The sequence below is a fragment of the Candidatus Mycobacterium wuenschmannii genome (assembly GCF_030252325.1).
Classification (GTDB): domain Bacteria; phylum Actinomycetota; class Actinomycetes; order Mycobacteriales; family Mycobacteriaceae; genus Mycobacterium; species Mycobacterium wuenschmannii.
Window position 1 is genome coordinate 2189380 of the sequence record NZ_CP126981.1, and the last position, 20125, is coordinate 2209504.

The 20125-nt window shown below is 66.2% G+C and carries 18 protein-coding genes; 8 read left to right on the plus strand and 10 right to left on the minus strand.

Annotated elements, in window-relative coordinates; all coding sequences use genetic code 11:
• Nucleotides 1-96: 96 nt before the first annotated feature.
• Together PT015_RS10430 and PT015_RS10435 are read right to left on the minus strand one after the other, a co-directional pair.
• Nucleotides 97-936: a DUF559 domain-containing protein gene (locus tag PT015_RS10430; RefSeq protein WP_285190538.1), complete on the minus strand. Its 840-nt coding sequence runs from the start codon at nt 934-936 to the stop codon at nt 97-99.
• Between the two features lie 101 nt (nt 937-1037).
• Nucleotides 1038-1529 (minus strand): beta-class carbonic anhydrase, encoded by a 492-nt coding sequence (locus PT015_RS10435; RefSeq protein WP_285190539.1) that lies wholly within the window; start codon nt 1527-1529, stop codon nt 1038-1040.
• 103 nt (nt 1530-1632) lie between these two features.
• Here PT015_RS10435 and PT015_RS10440 point away from each other — a divergent pair, with 103 nt between their 5' ends.
• Genes PT015_RS10440 through PT015_RS10455 form a run of 4 tightly spaced genes read left to right on the plus strand, consistent with a single transcriptional unit; the run spans nt 1633 to nt 6977 of the window.
• Entirely contained in the window at nt 1633-2610 is a 978-nt protein-coding gene (locus PT015_RS10440) for an ABC transporter permease (RefSeq protein ID WP_285190540.1), read from the plus strand.
• Nucleotides 2607-3485 (plus strand): ABC transporter permease, encoded by an 879-nt coding sequence (locus PT015_RS10445; RefSeq protein WP_285190541.1) that lies wholly within the window; start codon nt 2607-2609, stop codon nt 3483-3485. The genes PT015_RS10440 and PT015_RS10445 overlap by 4 nt, the downstream gene beginning before the upstream one ends.
• A complete protein-coding gene (locus PT015_RS10450; protein WP_285190542.1) occupies nt 3482-5317 on the plus strand; it encodes an ABC transporter ATP-binding protein in 1836 nt (611 codons plus the stop codon). Before PT015_RS10445 ends, PT015_RS10450 begins: the two co-directional genes overlap by 4 nt.
• Entirely contained in the window at nt 5310-6977 is a 1668-nt protein-coding gene (locus PT015_RS10455; RefSeq protein ID WP_285190543.1) for an ABC transporter family substrate-binding protein, read from the plus strand. The genes PT015_RS10450 and PT015_RS10455 overlap by 8 nt, the downstream gene beginning before the upstream one ends.
• Nucleotides 6978-7059: 82 nt before the next feature.
• On the opposite strand, the gene PT015_RS10460 is transcribed toward PT015_RS10455, so the two are convergent.
• A complete protein-coding gene (locus PT015_RS10460) occupies nt 7060-7521 on the minus strand; it encodes a hypothetical protein (protein WP_285190544.1) in 462 nt (153 codons plus the stop codon).
• Between the two features lie 292 nt (nt 7522-7813).
• Between PT015_RS10460 and PT015_RS10465 the strand changes: the two genes are divergently transcribed.
• Nucleotides 7814-8101 carry a hypothetical protein gene (locus tag PT015_RS10465; protein WP_285190545.1) on the plus strand — a complete coding sequence of 96 codons (288 nt, stop codon included), beginning with the start codon at nt 7814-7816 and terminating at the stop codon, nt 8099-8101.
• 167 nt (nt 8102-8268) lie between these two features.
• Here PT015_RS10465 and PT015_RS10470 read toward each other — a convergent pair whose 3' ends face one another.
• Together PT015_RS10470 and PT015_RS10475 are read right to left on the minus strand one after the other, a co-directional pair.
• The gene (locus PT015_RS10470) at nt 8269-10881 is read right to left on the minus strand and encodes an AAA family ATPase (protein WP_285190546.1); all 2613 of its coding nucleotides are present in this window, start codon (nt 10879-10881) and stop codon (nt 8269-8271) included.
• Nucleotides 10878-12038, minus strand: coding sequence for a metallophosphoesterase family protein (locus tag PT015_RS10475; RefSeq protein WP_285190547.1), 1161 nt, complete (start codon nt 12036-12038; stop codon nt 10878-10880). The genes PT015_RS10470 and PT015_RS10475 overlap by 4 nt, the downstream gene beginning before the upstream one ends.
• Nucleotides 12039-12231: 193 nt before the next feature.
• Here PT015_RS10475 and PT015_RS10480 point away from each other — a divergent pair, with 193 nt between their 5' ends.
• Complete coding sequence (locus tag PT015_RS10480) at nt 12232-12738, plus strand: SixA phosphatase family protein (protein WP_285190548.1); 507 nt, start codon at nt 12232-12234, stop codon at nt 12736-12738.
• Nucleotides 12739-12751: 13 nt separating this feature from the next.
• On the opposite strand, the gene PT015_RS10485 is transcribed toward PT015_RS10480, so the two are convergent.
• From PT015_RS10485 to PT015_RS10495, 3 genes are all read right to left on the minus strand, one after another.
• On the minus strand, nt 12752-13339 hold the full coding sequence (locus tag PT015_RS10485) for a hypothetical protein (RefSeq protein ID WP_285190549.1): 588 nt from the start codon (nt 13337-13339) through the stop codon (nt 12752-12754).
• 159 nt (nt 13340-13498) lie between these two features.
• Nucleotides 13499-14044, minus strand: a complete 546-nt coding sequence (locus PT015_RS10490) for a DUF3558 domain-containing protein (RefSeq protein ID WP_285190550.1) — start codon at nt 14042-14044, stop codon at nt 13499-13501.
• A gap of 8 nt (nt 14045-14052) precedes the next feature.
• Complete coding sequence (locus tag PT015_RS10495) at nt 14053-14601, minus strand: DUF3558 domain-containing protein (RefSeq protein WP_390887961.1); 549 nt, start codon at nt 14599-14601, stop codon at nt 14053-14055.
• A gap of 82 nt (nt 14602-14683) precedes the next feature.
• Here PT015_RS10495 and PT015_RS10500 point away from each other — a divergent pair, with 82 nt between their 5' ends.
• Together PT015_RS10500 and PT015_RS10505 are read left to right on the plus strand one after the other, a co-directional pair.
• Entirely contained in the window at nt 14684-16423 is a 1740-nt protein-coding gene (locus PT015_RS10500; RefSeq protein ID WP_285190551.1) for an ABC transporter ATP-binding protein, read from the plus strand.
• Complete coding sequence (locus tag PT015_RS10505; RefSeq protein ID WP_285190552.1) at nt 16420-18306, plus strand: ABC transporter ATP-binding protein; 1887 nt, start codon at nt 16420-16422, stop codon at nt 18304-18306. The genes PT015_RS10500 and PT015_RS10505 overlap by 4 nt, the downstream gene beginning before the upstream one ends.
• A 92-nt stretch (nt 18307-18398) precedes the next feature.
• Here the strand turns inward: PT015_RS10505 and PT015_RS10510 are convergent, their stop codons facing one another.
• Together PT015_RS10510 and PT015_RS10515 are read right to left on the minus strand one after the other, a co-directional pair.
• On the minus strand, nt 18399-18956 hold the full coding sequence (locus PT015_RS10510; RefSeq protein WP_285190553.1) for a hypothetical protein: 558 nt from the start codon (nt 18954-18956) through the stop codon (nt 18399-18401).
• 56 nt (nt 18957-19012) lie between these two features.
• Nucleotides 19013-20122 carry an adenylate/guanylate cyclase domain-containing protein gene (locus PT015_RS10515; RefSeq protein ID WP_285190554.1) on the minus strand — a complete coding sequence of 370 codons (1110 nt, stop codon included), beginning with the start codon at nt 20120-20122 and terminating at the stop codon, nt 19013-19015.
• Between the last annotated feature and the right edge of the window lie 3 nt (nt 20123-20125).

A 20125-nucleotide genomic window follows, 5' to 3' on the forward strand; every position in this document is an offset into this window, starting at 1 on the left:
GCGGTGTTGGTAGCCGCGTTGTTCGCCGACTGTGCAGTTACGCGTCCGCCGAGTGTGAATCGTCCGCGAAAAATTGAGGATTTTGTCGCAGAAGTTTCACACTCGACGCTCCCACGCGGTCGACACCCGGGCGATCACGCCCCCTTCGGTGTCCTCCGCCGTTACCCGCACAGCGGTCCAGCCGAGGTCGTTGAGGCATTCGGAGCGCGTGATGTCCCTGGTGAACTGCCGACGACTCGTCCAATGCTGGTCGCCGTCGTACTCCACCGCGAGTTTGATGTGCTCCCAGCCCATGTCGAGCTCCGCAATAAGTTGGCCGTAGTTGTCGTACACCGGAATCTGGGTACGCGGCGCGGGGAACCCTGCCCGAACCAGGATGAGCCTGAGCCAGGTTTCGCGGGGCGACTCAGCGCCGGCGTCCACCATGCTCAAGGCAATTCGCGCTTTTCGGATGCCTCGTCGACCTGCGTAGCGTTGCGCGAGTAGCTCGACTTCTGCAGTCTTGAGACTTGTCGCCCGGGCGAGCGCATCGATCGCCGCGACTGCCGGTCCAGTCGGGTAGCGAGACGCGATGTCGAGTGCCGTACGCGCGGGGTTGGTCGCAGTCACGCCGTTCATAAGCCCCAACTCATCGTCTTCGAAGCGATCCCGCCATGTCCTGATCAGGGGTGGCACATGACGGTTGTCGTAAATCAGCTCCGCAGGGCGCTTGGCGTTCACCCACCTCGCACCGTGCAGAGCGGCTGCAGACTGGCCCGCGACAACGCCGCGCCGCCGCGACCACAGCCACGCGGCGTGGGCCCGGGTGGTTGCCGGCAGTACGACACCGCCGGCCACGTAGACGTCGGGATAGATCGCCGAAAACTGGGTGCGCAGTTGATATGGCGTCACGGCGCCCGCGGCGACCGCCTCGGAGCCGACGAAGGGTGTGCCCATGCGGACGAGTGTCCGATGACCGACCGACAACTCGTCGAGTGTGAAATCAGCGCAAGATTTCGGGGCGATTTTCGCCGTGGATTCACACTCGGCGCACGAGGTTAGAGCGTGACTTCATCGAGCTTGCCGGTGGCGACGTCGAAGATGAAGCCGCGGACCGACGTGTGCTTGGTGACGAACGGGCTGTTCTCGATGCGCTGCAGCGACTGCCGCACGTCCTCGGCGAGGTCGGGGAAGGCCTCGGCCGACCACGGCGGCTTGACCCCGGTCTCGTCCTGGATCGTGCGCTTGAAGTCGTCGTCGGTGAAGGTCAACATGCCGCAGTCGGTGTGGTGGATCAGGATGATCTCGGTGGTGCCCAACAGCCGCTGACTGATGGCCAGCGAGCGGATCGCGTCATCGGTGACGACGCCGCCGGCGTTGCGGATGACGTGCGACTCCCCCTCGTTGATGCCGAGGACGCGATACACGTCGATTCGGGCATCCATGCAGGCAAGGACGGCTACGTGCTTGCTCGGGGGCAGCGGCAAAGGCCCGTCGAAAGACTTCGCGTAGGCGGCGTTGTTGGCCAGGTAGCCCTCGGTCGCGCTCATCTCCCCGACGGTACGACGCGACGCCCCGCGAATCACCGGTCCGGATCAAACGGATCGCAATCTCTTAGTCTGTGCGAATGCGACAGGGGCGAGGCCGGTAGCCATGACCCGCTTCCTGGCTCGTCGCGTCTTGAATTACGTGGTGCTGCTGACGCTGGCGTCGTTCCTGACCTTCTGTCTGACGTCGGTGGCGTTCTCGCCGCTGGAGAGTCTCATGCAGCGCAGCCCGCGCCCGCCGCAGGCCGTGATCGACGCCAAGGCCGCGCAGTTGGGGCTCGACAAGCCGATCCCGCTGCGCTACGCGAATTGGGTGTCGCACGCGGTGCGCGGCGACTTCGGCTCCACAATCACCGGTCAACCGGTGTCGAAAGAACTGCCTCGGCGCATCGGCGTCAGCCTGCGGCTGCTGTTGATCGGCTCGCTGGCCGGCACCCTGATCGGCGTCGCCCTGGGCGCGTGGGGGGCGATTCGGCAGTACCGCATCAGCGACCGCGTGATCACTCTGCTGTCGTTGCTGGTGCTCTCGGCGCCGACGTTCGTGATTGCCAACCTGCTGATCCTCGGCGCGCTTCGGGTGAACTGGGCGCTGGGCTGGCAACTGTTCCAGTACACCGGGGAAACCTCGCCGGCATTGATCGACGGCGCCGGGGCGCGATTCGTGGATCGCTTGCAGCACTTGGCCTTACCGACGATCACGCTGACGCTCGGCTCCGCGGCCGGATTCAGCCGGTATCAGCGCAACGCCATGCTCGACGTTCTCGGCCAAGATTTCATCCGCACCGCACGGGCCAAGGGCTTGACCCGGCGCCGCGCCCTGATCAAGCACGGGCTGCGAACCGCGCTGATCCCGCTGGCGACGCTCTTCGCCTACGGCGTTGCCGGATTGGTGACCGGGGCCGTGTTCGTCGAGAAGATCTTCGGCTGGCACGGCATGGGCGAATGGATGGTGCAGGGCGTCGCGACCCAGGACGCCAATATCGTCGCGGCGATCACCGTCTTCGCCGGCGCCGTGGTGTTGCTCGCGGGTCTGCTCTCCGACTTCATCTACGCGGCGCTGGACCCGAGGGTGCGGGTGTCATGACGGCCACCGCTCCGGAGTTCGCGTCGCGGCGGACGTTGGTGCTGCGGCGTTTCCTGCGTCGCCGCTCGGCGGTGGCTGCGCTGCTGGTGCTGCTCGTGCTGTTCGTCGGCTGCTACACGGCGCCGTCGTTCCTGCCGTTCTCCTACGGTGACCTCGACTTCGACGCGCTGCTGCAGCCGCCAAACGCCCGACACTGGTTGGGCACCAACGCCCTTGGCCAGGATCTGCTAGCTCAGACGTTGCGCGGCATGCAGAAGTCGATGCTGATCGCGGTGTGCGTGGCGGTGATCTCCACCGGTATCGCGGCGACCGTGGGCTCGATCGCCGGCTACTTCGGTGGTTGGCGCGACCGCGCGTTGATGTGGTTCGTCGACCTCATGCTGGTGGTGCCCGCGTTCCTGCTGATCATGATCCTGACACCCCGCACCAAGAGCTCTGGCAACGTCGCCGTGCTCGTGTTGCTGCTCGCCGGTTTCGGCTGGATGGTCAGCTCACGGATGGTCCGAGGCATGACAATGAGCCTGCGTGAGCGCGAATTCATCCGCGCCGCAAGGTATATGGGCGTATCGAATCGCCGGATCATTACTCATCACGTGGTGCCGAACGTGGCGTCGATTCTGATCATCGACGCGGCGCTGAACGTCGCCGTCGCGATCCTGGCCGAGACCGGGCTGAGCTTTCTCGGGTTCGGCGTCCAGCCCCCGGACGTGTCGCTGGGAACGCTGATCGCCGACGGTACTCAGTCGGCGACGACATTTCCGTGGGTCTTCCTGTTCCCGGCCGGGGTGCTGGTGCTGATCCTGATGTGCGCCAACGTGACCGGTGACGGCTTGCGCGATGCGCTCGATCCCGCGTCCCGAGGGGGTCGCCCGTGACCCGCCTGCTCGACGTGACCAACCTGGCGGTCAGTTTCCCGACCGACGGACCGCCACTGAAGGCGGTGCGCGGCATAGATTTTCACGTCGACGCCGGCGAGGTGGTGGCGCTCGTAGGGGAATCCGGATCGGGCAAGTCGACGGCGGCAATGGCGGTGGTGTCGCTGCTGCCGGAGTACGCCGACGTCCACGGCTCGGTGACGTTGCAGGACCGTGAGCTCATCGGGCTGCCCGACGACGCGATGTCGCGATTTCGCGGTAACGCCATCGGCATGGTGTTCCAGGACCCGATGTCGGCGCTGACGCCGGTCTACACCGTCGGCGATCAGATCGCCGAGGCCATTGAGATACACCAGCCACGCACTGGGAAGCGAGCGGCCCGCCAGCGCGCGGTGGAGCTGCTCGAACTGGTCGGCATCAAGCAGCCCGAAAAGCGTGCGCGCTCTTTCCCGCACGAACTGTCCGGCGGCGAACGACAGCGGGTGGTCATCGCCATCGCCATCGCCAACGACCCCGATCTGCTGATCTGCGACGAGCCGACGACCGCGCTCGACGTCACCGTGCAGGCGCAGATTCTCGAGGTGCTGAAGACCGCGCGCGACGTCACCGGCGCCGGGGTGCTGCTGATCACCCACGACCTGGGCGTGGTGGGCGAATTCGCCGACCGGGCGCTGGTGATGTACGCCGGCCGGATCGTCGAGTCGGCGGCCGTCAACGACGTCTACCGCGATCGCCGAATGCCCTACACCGTTGGCCTTTTGGGGTCGGTGCCGCGGTTGGACGCCGCGCAGGGCACCAGGTTGGTCCCGATACCGGGCGCACCCCCGGCGTTGACCGCGCTTGACCCGGGCTGCCCGTTCGCACCGCGCTGTCCCCTCGTCGTCGACGAATGCCGCACCGCGGAGCCGAAGCTGCTGCCGGTGGCCCCCGAACATCTCGCGGCCTGCATTCGCACCGAGCACGTCGTCGGACGCAGCGCCGCGGACGTCTACGGCGTCAGCGTGCCCGCCGACACCGCCGGCCCGAGCGACCCGCCCGTCGTCGTCCGGGTCCGCGACCTGATCAAGACCTACCCGCTGACCAAGGGCGTGTTGTTTCGCCGCAACGTCGGCGAAGTCCGCGCAGTCGACGGCGTCAGCTTCGAACTGAAGCAGGGCCGCACGCTGGCCATCGTGGGCGAGTCGGGATCGGGCAAGTCGACGACGCTGCACGAGATCCTTGAACTGGTTGCGCCGCAGTCGGGTTCGATCGAAGTGCTCGGCACCGACGTCGCGACACTGAATACGGCTAAGCGGCGGGAGTTGCGCCGCGACATCCAGGTCATCTTCCAAGACCCGGCCGCGGCGCTGGACCCTCGGCTGCCGGTCTTCGATCTGCTCGCGGAGCCGTTGCACGCCAACGGCCTCAGCAAGGCCGACACCCGTTCGCGGGTGGCCGAGTTGCTCGACACGGTCGGGCTGCGGCACGGTGACGCCAGCCGCTACCCGGCGGAGTTCTCCGGCGGGCAGAAGCAGCGCATCGGGATCGCGCGGGCGCTGGCGCTGCGGCCCAAGATTCTGGCCCTCGACGAGCCGGTGTCCGCCCTCGACGTGTCCATTCAGGCCGGTATCCTCAACCTGCTGCTCGATCTGCAGCAGGAACTCGGCTTGTCGTATCTGTTTGTCTCGCACAATCTCTCGGTGGTCAAGCAGCTGGCCCACGACGTCGTGGTGATGCTGCGCGGAGCGATCGTGGAGCAGGGCGACAGCGACGCGATCTTCCACCGACCGCAACACGAATACACCCAGCGCCTGTTGGCGGCTGTGCCGCAACCGGATTCGGCCCATGGGTAACCGGCTCAGGCAACTTCTGGCTTTTGCCTTCGCGGTCGTCCTGCTGGCCGGCTGCTCGTCGGGCGCCGACGATGTGCCCACCGGTCCTGCGAACGCAGTCGGCGCAACCAGCGATATCAACCCGCAGAATCCGGCGACCCTGCGCAACGGCGGCGACCTGCGTCTTGCGCTCACCGAATTCCCCTCCAACTTCAACACTTTGCACATCGACGGCAACTCCGCCGACGTCGGCGGCATGCTGAAAGCCACGATGCCGCGCGCCTTCGTGATCGGGGCCGATGGCTCGACGTCCGTCAACACCGAGTACTTCAGTAGCGTCGAACTCACCGGCACCAACCCGCAGATGGTCACCTACACGATCAACCCGAAGGCGATCTGGTCCGACGGCACCCCGCTGAGTTGGGAGGACATCGCCAGTCAGATCCACGCCACCAGCGGTGCTGACAAGAACTTCGCGATCGCCGGAACCAACGGCAGCGAGCGGGTGAAGTCGGTGACCCGCGGCGTCGACGACAGGCAGGCCGTGATCACCTTCGCCAAGCCGTACGCGGAATGGCGCGGCATGTTCGCCGGCAACACCATGCTGCTGCCGAAGAAGATGACCGAGACACCTGAGGCGTTCAACACGGCTCAGCTGTCCGGGCCCGGACCGTCGGCGGGACCGTTCGTGGTGTCGTCACTGGACCGAACCAAACAGCGAATCATGTTGACGCGCAATCCCAAATGGTGGGGTGAGCGACCGCGGCTGGATCGCATCACATACCTAGTGCTCGACGACGCCGCCCGGATACCGGCGTTGCAGAACAAGGCGATCGATGCGGCCGGGCTGGCCGGGCTGGACCAGATGACGATTGCGCGACGCACCAAGGGCATCTCGATCCGGCGGGCGCCGACCCCGAGTTGGTATCACGTCACGTTCAACGGCGCCAAGGGCTCGATTCTGTCCGATCCCGCGCTGCGTCGCGCAATCGCCGAGGGCATCGACCGGCAGAGCATCGCCGCGGTCAGCCAGCATGGGCTCAACAGTCACCCGGCTGCGCTGAACAACCACATCTACGTCGAGGGTCAGCAAGGCTACCAGGACAACAGCGGCGTGGTCGCCTACGACCCCGAGAAAGCCAAGCGCGACCTGGATGCACTGGGCTGGAAGCTCAACGGCAAGGTCCGCGAAAAGGACGGCAAGCAACTCGTCGTCCGCGACCTTTTTTACGACGCGCAATCCAGCAAGCAGTTCGGCCTGATCGCTCAGCACAGCCTGGCCGCAATCGGTGTGAAGCTCGAGTTGATGGCGAAGGCCGGCAGCGGGTTCTTCACCAACTACATCAACGTCGGCGCGTTCGACATGGCCCAATTCGGTTGGATGGGTGACGCTTTCCCGCTCTCGGCCTTGACACAGATCTACGCGTCCGAAGGCGAGAGCAACTTCGGCAAGATCGGCAGCCCCGAGATCGACGCCAAGATTGAGCAGACGCTCGAGGAGTTGGACCCTGCCAAGGCACGGGTGCTGGCCAACCAGGTCGACAAGCTGATCTGGGCCGAGGGTTTCAGCCTGCCGCTCGTGCAGTCCGCCGGCAATGTCGCGGTGAACAGCTCACTGGCCAACTTCGGCGCGGCCGGGCTGGCCGACTTGGATTACACCGCAATCGGATTCATGCGCTGAACCCTAGGCGCACAACTCGATTCGCCGGGCATCCTTGACGCCGTCGTAGCGCGCCGGCGTGAGCGGCTTCGATAGCCCCCAGCTATCCACCATCAGGGTCTGGCGGTTTGATCATTAAGTCGATGGCGGCTAGCTCGTCCAGCTCGCTTCTCACCACGAGAGACCAGATCCCGAAGTTGTCAACGTGTGCTGTCAAATTAAACGCGCAGGGAACCCGGACAAGTTGAGCGGGTTCGTCGACGACAAGTGCCAAGCTGCTGAGCGCCTTAACTTCTCCTGAGGGATCAATGACTTCGAAAAGCAATGTATACACGCCAGAAGGAACGCCGCCTGCTTCGATCACTGCAAACACCGGAAATTGAAGCTGCACGGGAAGGTCGTCAGTAACCGTGACGTTTTGCCAAGCGCCGCCGTCGATCTGCGCAAGGCCACCAGCGATGCTCGCATAGTTGTCGAGTAAGAGCGCTGTCATCGCGAGGCGATCGCTTACGCAGCGCCCAGCACAGTTGGGCGGCGGTGCCGAGTAATCCGCATGATGCTGCACGTCTTCGACGAAGCCATTGCCCTCCTTACCTTTACGTGCGGGTCGCGGAAGCGGAGCGGTCCAGCTAGCACCTCCTCCGCCTCCTCCGCTGCCATATCCTTCGCCCGGCCGACCATCGTTTGAGATTTTCGGTCTGCCGTCCCCCCCGTGCCCCGCGACGCCGCTGAATACGTCTCCACCGATGGCCATAACGCCGCCCCCACCCCCGCCGCTGCCAGGTGCGGTGCCCCCCCCATCCACCGTTGTTGATGTCGCCATAAATAACGATGGATGACGATGACGGGTTAGCCGATTGCTCGATGACATCGGCGGCCTCCTCGTCGGTCAGTTGCACTCCAACTTCGCCGCCAGTAGCTGCCCGAACCGCGTTGTCGTAGAGCGCGATCTGTTCCTGCTTCCATTCGTGAAGTACTTCGAATCTGAATTCTTCGACAAGTTCTTTTCGATCGACCGCATCCGCATGGGGTATGCAGAGAATAAGCAGGTTCTCTGCGCATCGATTTTCCGGCTCGGACATTTCGTCGCTCCACCGCGGCCCGCCTTCACTGCGTGCACGAATGTGCGCGATACGAGTGTTTAGAGTGCGCGGCCTGCCATCAATATAGTTCTTGTAAAGCGGCGCGCCGCAACCAGGAAACGCGCACTTGATTGCATTCGCATACAGATGTTTGGCGGTTGCCTTAGTTGGCTCGCGATGTTCTCTGGACATTTCGGAAAACAGCCTCTCAAACCTCTGAGCTCAATCCCCTAGGCGCACAGCTCGATTCGCCGGGCATCCTTGACGCCGTCGTAGCGGGCCGGCGTGCAGGTCAAGACGATCACCTGCCCGCGCTCCCCCAGTGTGTCGAACACCGCGGCCATCTTGACCAGTCGCTCGGGGTCGGTGAAGCCGAGCGCGTCGTCGATCAGGATCGGCACGGCGTCCTCTTTGGCGACCAACGCCGCACCGGCCAACCGCGCCAGGATGCCGAGTTGTTCCTTGGCCCCACCGGACAGCGACTCGTACGGCACGGTCCGCCCGGCGAGCGTGCGGGTGAGGATGCACAGGTCGCTGTCGATGTCGACCTCGAAGCTCGGCCCGAACACCGGCCGCCCGAGTCGCTCCAGTTCGGCGCGGAACGGCTCGACATAGCGCAGTCGGGTGGTGTCGCGGTGTCGCGTCATCACGGTACGCAGGAGCTGCACCGCCCGGGCCCGACGACCGACCCGGTCATGCTCGCCGCGGGCGTGCTCGGCGTCGATCTCGGCCGCGTCGAGCTTGCCCTGGCGGCCTTCGGTACCGAAAACTGCTAGCTGCGCGGCGATCTCGTGCAGAGTGCGCTCGACCTCGCCGATGCGCTGACGAAGCCCCGTCGTCTCCTCGACGGCGTCGGCCAACTCCGCGGCCACCGCGTCGGGCACCTTGGCAGCCAACTCCCGGGACAGTTCAGCCACCCGGCCGGTGGCGGCCTGCGCCGCCGCCGCGTGGGCATCGACGGCCGCGGCCAGTTGCTCATCGGCGACGGACGCACGCTGCTCGGCCAACCGGTCGGCCACGGTGACCAACTCGGCGCGCTGGGTGACCAGCTTGTCGTGCAGACGCGTGGCCTGCGCGGTGACGTCGTTGAGTTTCTTCAACGCCAGCGCGGCCACCTTACGATGGGTGTCGCAGTCGACCTCCGCCTGCGCGCGGGCGGCAACCGCCTCGAGGAGTTCTGCGCGCGCGGCGGCTGCGTCGATATCGTCGGAAACCGCCGGCAGGTCCTGTAATTCGGCCAATCGGGCGCGCAGCTCCTCGACGTCATCGTCACCGGTCAACCCGGCCAGCGTTGCGGTGAGCTGGTCGCGAAGGCTCTGTAGTTCGCGGCGTCGCTGGTCGGCTTGCCGGGCCGCGTCCAGGTCGCTTATCTTCGCGGCCGTCAGCGCCTCGGTCAGGTTCCCTTGTGCCGCAGCGAATTTCTCCTGGATCTCCAGCGCGGACGCGCCGGGTGTGACACGGGTGGTCACGACGCCGGGGATCTGCACCTCGGTGGCGGAGTTCGCCACCGTCGACCAGCTTTCACCGGCGGCCAGCGACACCCGCTGATCGCCGGCGACCAATTCGAGGTCGGCGATGGCGACGAATTCGACTGTCGCCGAAACCAATGCGAGTTGACCCTCAGCCCGGTCGACGGACGCGGCGGCCTGTTCGATCTGGCGGAGCAGGTCCTCGGTCACGGTGATCACGGACAGCTCCGCGGCGACCGCGTCTCGCTCACGCAGCGCGGCGTCGATTTTCGCGAGCTTGCCGGTCAGTCGTTGCGTCTCCTCACGGCGGGCCAGATCGTCGACCTGCTGCCGGGCGCCGTCGGCCCGCTCTCGGGCGGCAACCATGCCCAGGTCGGCCTGCTCAACGGCCGCGTCGGCATCGACGGTGACGTCGCGCGCGAGTGCCTGCGCCTCGGTGGCCTCACGGGCTTCGTCCGTCAGCCCAGCGACAGCGGCTGAGCGCGAATCGTTTTCGCCTCGAAGCCGGACCCGCTCGGCGTGCTCCGCGGTCGACGCGGCGCTCTCCGCGGTCGCGGCGGCGGCGATCAACTCGGCCTCGCGCACCTGCTCGGTCAGCCGGGCGATCGCATCCGCCGCGGCCTGCGCCGCGGCATGCCGGGTGGCGGCGACAGCGCGCCGCTCGGCCAGCTCGGCCAACTCGAGCGTCAGCACGGCGTGCCGCTGGACGCGGTCGTCGACCTCCGCGACCGCGGCGGCACACCGCTCGACCTCCTGGGTGGCGGCGTCGAGTGCCTTGATGGCGACGGTCCACTCACCCGTGGGCCGGCCGGTGGGGGTGAAGTAGCGGGCGAATTCACTGTCGATGCGCTCGATCAGCAGCGGCTCGTTGCCCGACAGCGCGGCCGTGTCGCCGGCGGCGACATCGAGAGCACGGGTCAACGCGTCGCACCCCGAGAGATTCACAGCGTCAGTGGCCGCAGACTGCAAAACCCTTTGCGCATGCCACAACTCGGTGTCCACGGTCTCGGCCAGCATTGCCTGCACGCGATCGTGCGCCTCGTCGCCGCTGTGCTGCTCGCGACGCGGCTCGAGCACCGTCAACTGCGTCTCGGGCTTTTTGTGAAAGCGTTTGTGATAGATGAACCGGTAAGCGCCCGCGCTGATCTCGGCGGTGATCTCGGAACCGACATCGGCGTGCGTCGGCTTGACCTGTTTGACTTCTTTCCTCGTCGAGCGGTCCTTAGATTCCAGCAGTAGATCGAGCGCCTCGACCATGGACGACTTGCCGACCTCGTTGGCCCCGGACACCACCACCACTCCGTGATCGGGAAAGTCGATCTCGCGGTGGTCGATTCCGCGGTAGTTCTTCAAGACCAGGCGATGCAGTTTCACGCCGCACCTCGACTCTGCTGACCGTGGTCGCTCAGCCGCAACAACAGTGCGAGCGCTGCCTGGGCGTCACCGGCGGTCTCGTCATCGCCGCCACGGGCCATCACCATCAACTCCTCGACCGCCGCGGCGGCGAACCCGCCGATGCCGAGGTCGCTGAATTCACCGTCGGCCGGGATCACCGCCAGGTCGCTGTGGCTCTCCCACACCCGCAGCGACGCGAACAGTCGCGAATACTTGTCCAGGCATGCGTCCAGCACGGCGCGGTCGGTGACCGTCAACGAGCCAATCAGCGCCAGCCGCAACACCGTTCGGTCCTTGTCGGGCATCAGGTCGAGGTTCATGTCCAGATCGGCGATGTCGCGGCTGTTGTCCACGTTGCGGTTCAGCGTGCTGAACCGCCAGCGGCCTACGCGCGGGGCATCGACGGTCACCGGATGCCGCGGGTCCGCCTCGTCGATGTCGACGATCAGCACGTGGCCGGGATCGGCTTCGACGTCGTCGAAGTTGGTGACCTCAGGGGAACCCGAGTACCAGACGCGGCCCGTACTGCCCACGTCGGTCAGCGAATGCTTGTCGCCGAGCGCCACGTAGTGAATGGCACCGCGGTTCAGTGCGTCCTCCACGCCGGACAGCCGAATCAGTGACGGCTTGGTGGGGTCGGGGTCGAGCACGTCGACGCCGCCGTGTGCGACCAGGACCCGAATCACGCCATCGGCCGGAAGGTCCGCGAGCACCTCGGCGACCAGGTCGGTGGTCGGCACCTTGGACCGCCACGGCGCGGCCACGATCTGCAGGCCGGGTCGGACCTCGTGGATGCCGGCCCGGTCGAGCACCGTGACGTTGGCCGGGCATTCGGTGGTGAAGAGTGCGCTGGTGTACACCGATGCCGCGTTGAGGGGATCGTGGTTGCCGGGCAACAGGTAGACGGGAATTCCAATGGCGCGCATGGCTTCCAGCGACTGACTGACGACAGCAGGCGCCAGCTGGTTGTCTTCGAAGACGTCGCCGGACACCACGACGAATTCCGCACCGACCGCCAACGACCCGAGGCCGGCCACCGCGTCGCGCCGAGCGGCCGAGTAGCGCGGTTGCGCATCGCCCGCGAGCCAGCGCCGCGTCATGCCGAGTTGCCAGTCGGCGGTGTGCACGAATCGCATCGCGATCGGAGTCCCTTCTGCGTGATGTCCGGCCGTCTGACGACCGGGCATGGCGAGTTTAGGACCGCCCTCCGACAAGACTGCGGACCTCAATCGGCACGTCCGGCACGCGTCGACGGCGCCGAACCTCATCGGTGCGCAGGCGCCACATCAGCCACACGGGCCCCCAACCGGGCCGGGTAACGTCGACCCGGTGAGCGACCATGACCGCACACTGATCCTGCTCCGACACGCCAAGTCGGCCTATCCCGACGGCGTCGCCGACCACGATCGACCGCTGGCAGCCCGCGGTCAACGCGAGGCCCCGTTGGCCGGCGAATGGCTGCGAACCCGTCAGCCCGCGATCGAGCAGGTGCTCTGCTCGACCGCGACGCGTACCCGGGAAACGTTGGCACGCACCGGCATTGACGCGCCGGTCCGCTACGTCGAGAGGCTCTACGGCGCCACACCCGGCACGGTCATCGGCCTGATCAACGGCGTCGAGGAGAATGAGCACGTCGTGCTGGTGGTCGGCCACCAGCCGACGATGACCCAGTTGGCACTCGGGCTGGCCGACCCGGCCGCCGCGAACACCGATGTCGCGGAACGTATTTCGATCAAATTCCCGACCTCGGCCATGGCGGTATTGCACCTGAACGGCAGCTGGGCGGACCTCGAACTCGGGTCCGCCCAGCTGGCCGATTTTCATGTGCCGCGTTAGCCGCGGCGACGGGTTACTTGCAGATCTCGACGATCTTCTTGATCTTGTCGTCGAGGTTCTGCCGTAGCTCGTCCTGTGCGAAGTCCTGCGCACCGGCCAGGTATCCGATGCTCAGCTCCTCGAGCTGTGTGCCGAGCTGGCTTGCGTTGTCCGCCAGCTCTTTCGGGGTCGCCGGCTGGTCGGCCACCTGAGACTTCAGGAAGGCCCCGCCGTCGTAGAAGGCGAAACGCTGAGCGGTCGCGACCGAGAGCGCGCCGATCGGACCACCGTTTTCCGGGTTCTTCAGGTGCGAGTTGCGGACCACGGCGCGGTCGACGATCTTGAATGTCTCACAGATCTTCTTCTTGGCGTCGCCGCGCTGTTGGTCGGAGTACTTGCCCGCGGCCGCGGCGGTCTCATTCGGGTAGAAGTACCCGTAAGCCGCACCCGCAACGCCGAGGATCGCCAGCACCAGGGCCGCCACTGCGAGCCAGAACGGCAGCTTCGACGGGCTCTGCGCGGGCGCGGTGGTCGTAGCTGCCGGCGCGGCGGTGGGGGCGGCGACGGTCTCGGTGGCGTCCTCGGCAGCGGACGTTGGCTCGTTTGAGGGTGTTTCAGACATTCGTCGATCGTATAGGCCGCAACTATCGGCCGGTAACCCTTTCAGGGATCAATAAAAATTAACTGTCTCAATCGCTTTGGGACGGATATCCGCACTAAGGATGCGAAATCCGGTGCGCTGGCAGCTTAACCAGCGCACCGAACGTTTCAGCGCTGGAAATCAGGAATTAGTCGAGAGCGTGAGTTCCATGAGCTTGAGGGCCTGCGCGCAGGCGTCGATACCCGGCACCTGCGGGTTGACCCACCACCCGACCACGCCCGCCGCGTCGCTCGCGACGCCGCACGCGCCATTGGGATCGTTCGGCTTCATCACGATCGAGGACACGCCGGCGATCGTCTTGTTCTCGATCTGGTACTTCAGGAATTCGGCGACCTTGCGTTCGTTGGCGAGGCTGCCCTGCTCGAACCAGAACCGGGTGATATCGATCAGCCCACCGGGGTTGGCCGCCTGCCAGCGGCAGATCGCGCCGACGAATGTGCTCTGGATGTCCTGCGGGTCGGCGCCGACCGTCTTGGCCAGCACGTCCGTGGTCAGGACCTCGCATTCCTTCTGCAGGTTCGGGTACTGCTGCTCGGAGTTGTTGTTGCGCTGGCTGTCGCCCGCACCCGCCTTCGCCGCCGTGCCGTCGACTGACTTGGTGCAACCCGTCAGCACCGACAGGGTGGTGGCGAGCACGGCCACGCCGACAACCATTCGGTTCCGCATGCCGGCGCTCATTTGCCGTTCGCAATCGTCTGGCGCGCCAGTTCTTTGGCGATGTTGCAGGCGTCCGGGAAGGGTTTCTGGCTGAAGTTCACCGACCACTCGAAAAAGTCGTCGTTGAACTGGATTCCGACCTCGCACAGTGAATCGCCCAGCTGCGGATCATTACCGACGGCGATGAAGCCGCCGTGTCCGCTGATGTTGATGTCCTCGACGCTGGACCGGGACAGTTCCTCGGTCTTACGTTCGCGTCCGATGGGGCTGCCGCGGTACCAGGAGAAGGAGAAGTGCGGGCCGAGGATTCCCCCGCCGGCCAACCACTGGCAGCCGACCGAATTCTTGGCGGTATTTACCAGTCCGTTGATCTGCGTCAGCTTGTTCACCGTCTCGTCGGTGACGCCGCCGCACTGCGGGAACGACGGCCCGTGACTCCCGTTTCCGGACGACGGCGCGGTCGATCCGGGCGACTGCGATTGGTTCGAGCCGGAATCAGAACACGCGGACGCCATGGGTATCAGGGCTGCTGCCGCGCAGGCCAGCGCTGCCAGGTTATGCCGCACAGGATGCACTGTAGCGGCACCGCCTATGGGCAACCATCGCACACGCGGTGAGCTGTGCATTCTCGTGTGCAACAGTTACCGGATGCTCGTGGCACTGCTGCGCCAGTATGTGCGGCCGTACCGATGGCTGGTCGCGGCGGTGATGGCGCTGCAGTTGGTGAGCAACCTGGCCTCGCTCTACCTGCCGACGGTGAACGCGACGATCATCGACGACGGCATCGCACGCGGCGACAGCGCGGCGATCGTCCGACTGGGTCTGCTGATGTTCGGCGTGACCGCGTTACAAGTGCTGTGCGCGGTCGGTGCGGTCTACTTCGGTTCGCGCGCCGGCATGGGGTTCGGCCGCGACCTGCGCTCGGCGCTGTTTCACCACATCACCACCTTCTCCGAGCACGAGACAGCCCGCTTCGGCGCGCCGACGCTACTCACCCGCACGACCAACGACGTCCGCCAGATTCAGTTCCTGGTGCAGATGGCGTGCACGGTGCTGGTGGCCGCGCCGATCATGTGTGTGGGCGGCATCGCCATGGCGATCCACCAGAATGCGGGTTTGTCGTGGTTGCTGGTGGTCAGCATTCCGGTCCTGGTGGTGGCCAACTACTGGATCATCTCGCGGACGCTTCCGTTGTTTCGCAGCATGCAGCGGTTGATCGACAACATCAACCGGGTGATGCGCGAACAGCTGTCCGGCGTCCGGGTGGTGCGCGCATTCGCGCGGGAGCCCGTCGAGAGCAAGCGATTCGACGACGCCAACGTCGCGCTGTCCACCACCGCGCAGGACGCCGGCAACTGGCAGGCGCTGCTGCTGCCGGTCACCACACTGACCATCAACTGCTCCAGCGTGGCGCTGATCTGGTTCGGCGGCTTGCGAATTGACGCCGGCCAGATGCAGGTCGGCTCGCTGATCGCGTTTCTCGTGTACTTCACCCAGATCCTGATGGCCGTGTTGATGGCGACGATGACCGTGATGGTGTTGCCCCGCGCCGCGGTCTGCGCCGAGCGGATCACCGAAGTGCTGTCGACTGTCCCGGCGGTCCGCAACCCGGCCAATCCGGTGCCGCCGACCGACCGCGGCGCCGTCCGGCTCGACCGCGCGTCGTTCCGCTATCCCGGGGCGGATCGCGCTGTGCTGCAAGATGTCTCGCTGGCTGCGGCGCCCGGCACCACCACCGCCATCATCGGCAGCACCGGCTCCGGGAAGTCGACGCTGGTGGCGCTGATCTGCCGGCTCTATGACGCGACCAGCGGCTCCGTCGAGGTCGGTGGCGTCGACGTGCGTGACCGCGCCATCGAGGAGTTGTGGTCGACGATCGGGTTGGTGCCGCAGCGCGGCTACCTGTTCTCCGGCACCGTCGCCGACAACCTCCAGTATGGCAAGTTCGATGCGGCCGATGACGAGATGTGGGAGGCGCTGCGCGTCGCCGCCGCCGACGATTTCGTCCGGGCGCACCCCGACGGCCTGGACATGCGCGTCGCACAGGGTGGGGTCAACTTCTCCGGCGGTCAGCGGCAGCGGTTGGCCATCGCGCGGGCGGTGATCCGCCGTCCGGCGATCTACGTGTTCGACGACGCGTTCTCCGCATTGGACGTCCATACCGATGCGCTGGTCCGGGCCCGACTCGCCGAGGTCGCCACAGATGCGACGCGAATCATTGTGGCGCAGCGCATCTCGACTATTGCCGATTCCGATCAGATCGTCGTCGTCGAGGACGGGCAGGTCAAGGGCACCGGCACGCACGAGTCGCTGCTCGCGGAGTCGCCAACGTACCGGGAGTTCGCCGAATCGCAGTCGCTGGATGCCGCAGTGGGTGGTCAGCGGTGAGCGCGCCGACGCGGCGGCCGCCCGCTCCCCCGCCGACGAAGCCGCGCGACTTCTACGGCTCGACAGTGCGCCTGGTGAAGTTGCTTGCCCCGCAACGTCGCACGGCGATCGCGGTGACTGCGCTGAGCGTTCTCGGCACCGTCCTCGGCGTGGTGGTGCCGCGTATTCTCGGCCACGCCACCGACCTGTTGTTCAACGGTGTGATCGGTCGCCGGCTGCCGGCGGGCATCACCAAGGAGCAGGCGGTCGCCGCGGCGCGGGCGCACGGCGACAACGCGTTCGCCGACCTGCTGTCCGGGATGCAGGTGATACCCGGCCACGGCGTGGACTTCGAAGCGGTGATCCGCACGCTGGGTCTGGCGCTGGGCATGTATGTGATCGCCGCGGCGATGATCTACGCCCAGGCCCGGCTGCTCAACGTGACCGTTCGGCGCACGCTGCAGGCGCTACGCACCCGCGTCGAGGAGAAACTGCACCGGCTTCCGTTGTCCTACTTCGACACTCGGCAACGCGGCGAGGTACTCAGCAGGGTGACAAACGACATCGACAACCTGCAGACGTCGCTGTCGATGACCATCACCCAACTGCTCAGTGCGGTGCTGACCGTGGCGACCGTGCTGGTGATGATGCTGAGCATTTCGCCGCTGCTGACCGGGCTTGCCCTGCTGACGGTGCCGTTGTCGATCGTGGTGACGCGGGCGATCGCGCGGCGCTCGCAACGGTTGTTCGTCGCGCAGTGGACCAACACCGGACGACTCAACGCGCTGATCGAGGAGAGCTACAGCGGCTTCACGTTGGTGCGGACGTTCGGGCAGCGCGCCCGGATCGAGGACGAATTCCGGCGGCGCAACGACGACATGTACGAGGCGAGCTTTGGCGCACAGCTGATCTCGGGCCTGGTAGCCCCGGCCACGACGTTCATCGGCAACCTCAGCTACGTGGCCGTCGCGATTGTCGGCGGGATTCAGGTGGCGACCGGTCAGATCACCGTCGGCAACATCCAGGCTTTCATCCAGTACGTGCGCCAATTCAACGCGCCGCTGAATCAGGTGGCGTCGATGTACAACGCACTGCAGTCCGGGGTGGCCAGCGCCGAGCGGGTCTTCGAATTGCTCGACGAGCCCGAGGAGCAACCGGACCGCACCGAGTCGCTGCCCGAAAATTCAACGGGACGAGTCGAATTCGACCATGTCAGCTTCGGCTACCAACCGGGTACGCCAGTCCTCGACGATCTGTCGTTTGTCGCCGAGCCGGGCAGCACCGTCGCGATCGTCGGCCCGACCGGGGTGGGCAAGACGACGCTGGTGAACCTGTTGATGCGGTTCTACGACGTCGACTCCGGGCGGATTCTGGTCGACGGCGTCAACATCGCAGAGGTGAGCCGACACTCGTTGCGCTCGCGGATCGGCATGGTGCTCCAGGACGCCTGGCTGTTCAGCGGGACGATCGCGCAGAACATCGCCTACGGGCGGCCCGACGCCAGTGACGACGAGGTCATCGACGCGGCCAAGGCCGCCCACGTGGACCGGTTCGTGCACACGCTGCCCAACGGCTACGAGACGCAGGTCAACGACGGCGGCAGCAACATCAGCGTGGGCGAGCGACAGCTGATCACCATCGCGCGGGCGTTCCTGGCGCGCCCGCAGTTGCTGGTGCTCGACGAGGCGACGAGTTCGGTCGACACCCGCACCGAGTTGCTGATCGCCAAGGCCACTCGCGAGCTTCGCCGTGATCGAACGAGCTTCATTGTCGCGCATAGGCTTTCGACTATCCGCGACGCGGATGTGATCCTGGTGATGGAGGCGGGCAAGATCGTCGAGCAGGGCAGCCACGACGAGCTCCTCGCCCGCCGTGGCGCCTACTACCAGATGACGCAGGCCTGACGCGGACCCCGCCGCACGAGTGTGCATGCTGCGGCGACACACCGCGTGGGCGTCGCAGGATTCACGCTCGGCACCTCCGCAGCCTGGTGACGTTACAGCGCCGGACCCTCGGCCCGTAGATCGTCGACCGCCGTCATTGCGTCGCGCAGCTTGGCCAGCCACTCCTCGGTGTGCTCGCCGACCAGCTTGACCGACCACGCTAGGGCGTCGGAGCGCGACCGCGCCACTCCGGCGTCGACCAGCGTGTCGAGCACCTGACGCTCAGGCTGCTTCAGACGCGTCATCACCGGCACCGCGATGTGGGTGAAGAGCACCGGCTCGCCGGCCACGTCGACACCCCACGACACCTTGCGGCCGTAGCGGCTCTGCGCCTCGTCGGCGATGGCCATCCGCTCGGAACGGGTCTCCTCGCGAAACCGCGAGGCCCGGCCCTCGGCGTGCGCGTCGCTCTCGTCCTTGTCGGAATCGGGGAGCTTTCCGACGACGGTGATTTCTTCGCGGTCGACGACGACCGTCGGGTCGCCGTCGAACCAGGCGTCGGGCAGGCGTCCGGCGAACCAGTCCGCCGCGTCGCCCGCTTCGGGTTGGCCGGCCTGCTGCCAGCCACCGGGACGGCCGTGGCGCCGTCCATGTCCATGGTGTTGTTTCATAATTACATGATTACACCGTTGCAAAGCTGACGGGCGCCCGTTCGCTCCGGGTGAAATCAGCTCTCCCCGCGCCGGGCGCGAAACAGCTTGACCTCGCCCTTGATGCCCTTGAGCCGGCGCGCGCCGGCGAACGACCAGCTGAAACCCGACTCGTCGCCGAGTTCCTCCTGCACCGACTCGGCGACCAGTACCGCACCCGGACGCGACACCGAGGTCACCCGGCTCGCCAAGTTCACCGGGCTGCCGAACCAATCGCCCGCACGGCTCACCGCCGAACCCGACGCCATCCCCGCCCGCAACGACGGGAAGTCGTTGTCGCTGTCGGTCATGTCGACCAGCTTGAGCACGGCGTCCAGCAGCGGCGCGGGTTCGGTGCAGACGAACATCACCGCGTCACCGATGGTCTTGATGAACCGCACCGGCGGCGTCGCGACATCGCGGGCGAGGTCGGCCAGCCGGTTGGCCAACTGCCCCAGTTCCTCGGCCGGCACCTCCTCACCGAGCCGGGTGAAGCCGACCAGGTCGGCGAAGGCAACCGTGATGTGTCGCGCGCCGGCCAGCGGCACTCCGGCGGCCCGCTCGCTGGCGGTGACAGCCTCGGTCTCCATCATGTTGCGCAGCTGCATGAGCAGCATGTCCTGGATCCACGGCCCCAGCAGCGGCGCGATCTCACCCACCAGGGCATGCGACCGTTTGGCGATGTCCAGTTCGGATGTGCCGGGCTCGGCGACCGCGGCCAGGGCCGTATAACGCATCACCTCGGCCGCGTGCGAGAGTCCCTCGGCGAGCACCCGCGTGACCAGAATCAGGTTCTCGGGGTTCAGGCCGGCCTTGGCGAAGTGCCGGACATGGGCGGCGGCCTCCAGGTCGGCGCGCATGTTCACCGGCGCGTCAGGATCGTCAACCCGCGCCAGCCCGATCGCGCGCTGCACCCGCTGCAGTAGGTCGAGGTCAATGTCGTACTGCTGAGCCACTTCTCGCGTCGAGACAAAGGTACCGTCGTGACCGATCAGCCGGCGGGTCGCCAACATCAACGGCGCGGACGTGCCTTCGATCTCCTCGGCCGTGATGCCCTGGTCGAACAGCCACTCGATCAACTCGGCGCGCTCGGCGCGCGCATCGCCCTCCAGGCCGTCGAGCAGTTTCTCGATTTTCGCGTCGTCCACGTG